The sequence below is a fragment of the uncultured Streptococcus sp. genome (assembly GCF_938036805.1).
Taxonomy (GTDB): domain Bacteria; phylum Bacillota; class Bacilli; order Lactobacillales; family Streptococcaceae; genus Streptococcus.
This window is the reverse complement of record NZ_CALHWC010000008.1, coordinates 1-2,841: the sequence shown is the minus strand read 5'-3', so window position 1 is coordinate 2,841 and position 2,841 is coordinate 1. Positions and strand designations below refer to the sequence as shown.

Below are 2,841 nucleotides of genomic sequence, written 5' to 3'. Positions count from 1 at the left end.
GATGGAGGAGATGCCTAATGACTTTTAATAACAAAACTATTGAAGACTTGCACAACCTCCTTGTCTCTAAGGAAATTTCAGCAACTGAATTGACCCAAGCAACGCTTGAAGATATCAAGTCTCGCGAGACAGCTATCAACGCTTTTGTCACTATCGCAGAAGAGCAAGCCCTTGCTCAAGCTAAAGCCATTGATGAAGCTGGAATTGACGCTGACAATGTCCTTTCTGGAATTCCACTGGCTGTTAAGGATAATATCTCTACCGACGGTATCCTTACAACTGCTGCCTCAAAAATGCTCTACAACTACGAGCCTATCTTTGATGCGACAGCCGTTTCCAATGCCAAAGCTAAGGGTATGATTGTTGTCGGAAAAACCAACATGGACGAGTTTGCCATGGGTGGTTCAGGTGAGACTTCCCACTACGGTGCGACTAAAAATGCTTGGGACCACAGCAAGGTTCCTGGTGGTTCATCAAGTGGTTCTGCGGCTTCTGTAGCTTCAGGACAAGTCCGTTTGTCACTTGGTTCTGATACTGGTGGTTCTATCCGCCAACCTGCTGCCTTCAACGGGATTGTTGGTCTCAAACCAACCTACGGAACAGTTTCACGTTTCGGTCTCATTGCCTTCGGTAGCTCATTAGACCAGATTGGACCTTTTGCACCAACTGTTAAAGAAAATGCCCTCTTGCTCAACGCGATTGCCAGCGAAGATGCTAAAGACTCTACTTCTGCTCCTGTCCGCATTGCCGACTTTACTTCAAAAATCGGGCAAGATATCAAGGGCATGAAAATTGCTTTGCCTAAAGAATATCTCGGTGAAGGGATTGACCCAGAGGTTAAGGAAAGAATCCTGAACGCCGCTAAACACTTTGAAAAACTTGGTGCTATCGTTGAAGAAGTCAGCCTTCCTCACTCTAAATACGGTGTCGCAGTTTACTACATCATCGCTTCATCAGAAGCTTCATCAAACTTGCAACGCTTTGACGGTATCCGTTACGGCTACCGCGCAGAAGATGCAAGCAACCTTGATGACATCTATGTAAACAGCCGTAGCCAAGGTTTTGGTGAAGAAGTGAAACGCCGTATCATGCTGGGAACTTTCAGCCTGTCATCAGGTTATTACGATGCCTACTATAAGAAAGCTGGGCAAGTCCGTACCCTCATCATCCAAGATTTCGAAAACGTCTTTGCGGATTACGACTTGATTTTGGGACCAACTGCTCCAAGCGTTGCCTATGACTTGGACTCACTCAACCACGACCCAGTTGCCATGTACTTGGCTGACCTTTTGACCATCCCTGTCAACTTGGCAGGTCTCCCAGGAATTTCGATTCCTGCTGGATTTGCTCAAGGTCTCCCAGTCGGTCTCCAATTGATCGGTCCTAAATACTCTGAGGAAACCATTTACCAAGTTGCTGCTGCCTTTGAAGCAACAACAGACTACCACAAACAACAACCCGTGATTTTTGGAGGTGACAACTAATGAACTTTGAAACAGTCATTGGACTTGAAGTCCACGTAGAGCTCAACACCAATTCAAAAATCTTCTCACCTACTTCTGCCCACTTCGGAAATGACCAAAATGCTAATACCAACGTGATTGACTGGTCTTTCCCAGGAGTACTGCCAGTTCTCAATAAAGGGGTTGTCGATGCTGGTATCAAGGCAGCTCTTGCTCTTAACATGGACATCCACAAAAAGATGCACTTCGACCGCAAGAATTACTTCTACCCTGATAATCCAAAAGCCTATCAAATTTCTCAGTTTGATGAGCCAATCGGTTTCAACGGCTGGATTGAAGTGGAGCTAGAAGACGGTACGACTAAGAAAATCGGTATCGAACGTGCTCACCTAGAAGAAGATGCTGGTAAGAACACCCACGGTACAGATGGCTACTCTTATGTTGACCTCAATCGTCAAGGGGTGCCATTGATTGAGATTGTATCTGAAGCCGACATGCGTTCTCCTGAAGAAGCCTATGCTTATCTGACTGCCCTCAAGGAAGTTATCCAGTACGCTGGCATTTCTGACGTTAAGATGGAAGAAGGTTCCATGCGCGTGGATGCCAACATCTCCCTTCGTCCTTATGGTCAAGAGAAATTCGGTACCAAGACTGAGTTGAAGAACTTGAATTCCTTCTCAAATGTTCGCAAGGGTCTTGAATACGAAGTCCAACGTCAAGCTGAAATCCTTCGCTCAGGTGGTCAAATTCGCCAAGAAACACGCCGTTACGACGAAGCTAACAAAGCAACCATCCTCATGCGTGTCAAGGAAGGGGCTGCAGACTACCGCTACTTCCCAGAACCAGACCTACCCCTCTTTGAAATCTCTGATGAGTGGATCGAAGAAATGCGTACAGAGTTGCCAGAGTTTCCAAAAGAACGCCGTGCTCGCTACGTTGCTGACCTTGGCTTGTCAGACTACGATGCTAGTCAGTTGACTGCAAACAAAGTTACTTCTGACTTCTTTGAAAAAGCTGTTGCCCTCGGTGGCGATGCCAAACAAGTCTCTAACTGGCTCCAAGGCGAAGTCGCTCAATTCTTGAATGCTGAAGGCAAGACACTGGAACAAATCGAATTGACACCAGAAAACTTGGTAGAAATGATTGCCATCATCGAAGACGGCACTATTTCTTCTAAGATTGCCAAAAAAGTCTTTGTCCACCTGGCTAAAAATGGCGGTGGCGCGCGTGAATACGTGGAAAAAGCAGGCTTGGTGCAAATCTCAGATCCAGATGTTCTGATTCCAATCATCCACCAAGTCTTTGCGGATAACGAAGCTGCCGTTGCCGACTTCAAGTCAGGCAAACGCAACGCAGACAAGGCCTTCACAGGATTCCT

The 2,841-nt window shown here is 46.4% G+C and carries 2 protein-coding genes; both read left to right on the top strand.

Annotated features, from left to right (window positions below):
* Positions 1-17 precede the first annotated feature (17 nt).
* Positions 18-1,484: an Asp-tRNA(Asn)/Glu-tRNA(Gln) amidotransferase subunit GatA gene (gene gatA, locus Q0191_RS00390; protein WP_297662787.1), complete on the top strand. Its 1,467-nt coding sequence runs from the start codon at positions 18-20 to the stop codon at positions 1,482-1,484.
* A partial coding sequence (gatB, locus tag Q0191_RS00385; RefSeq protein WP_297662785.1) for an Asp-tRNA(Asn)/Glu-tRNA(Gln) amidotransferase subunit GatB occupies positions 1,484-2,841 on the top strand: 1,358 nt, incomplete at its 3' end. The genes gatA and gatB, both read left to right, overlap by 1 nt.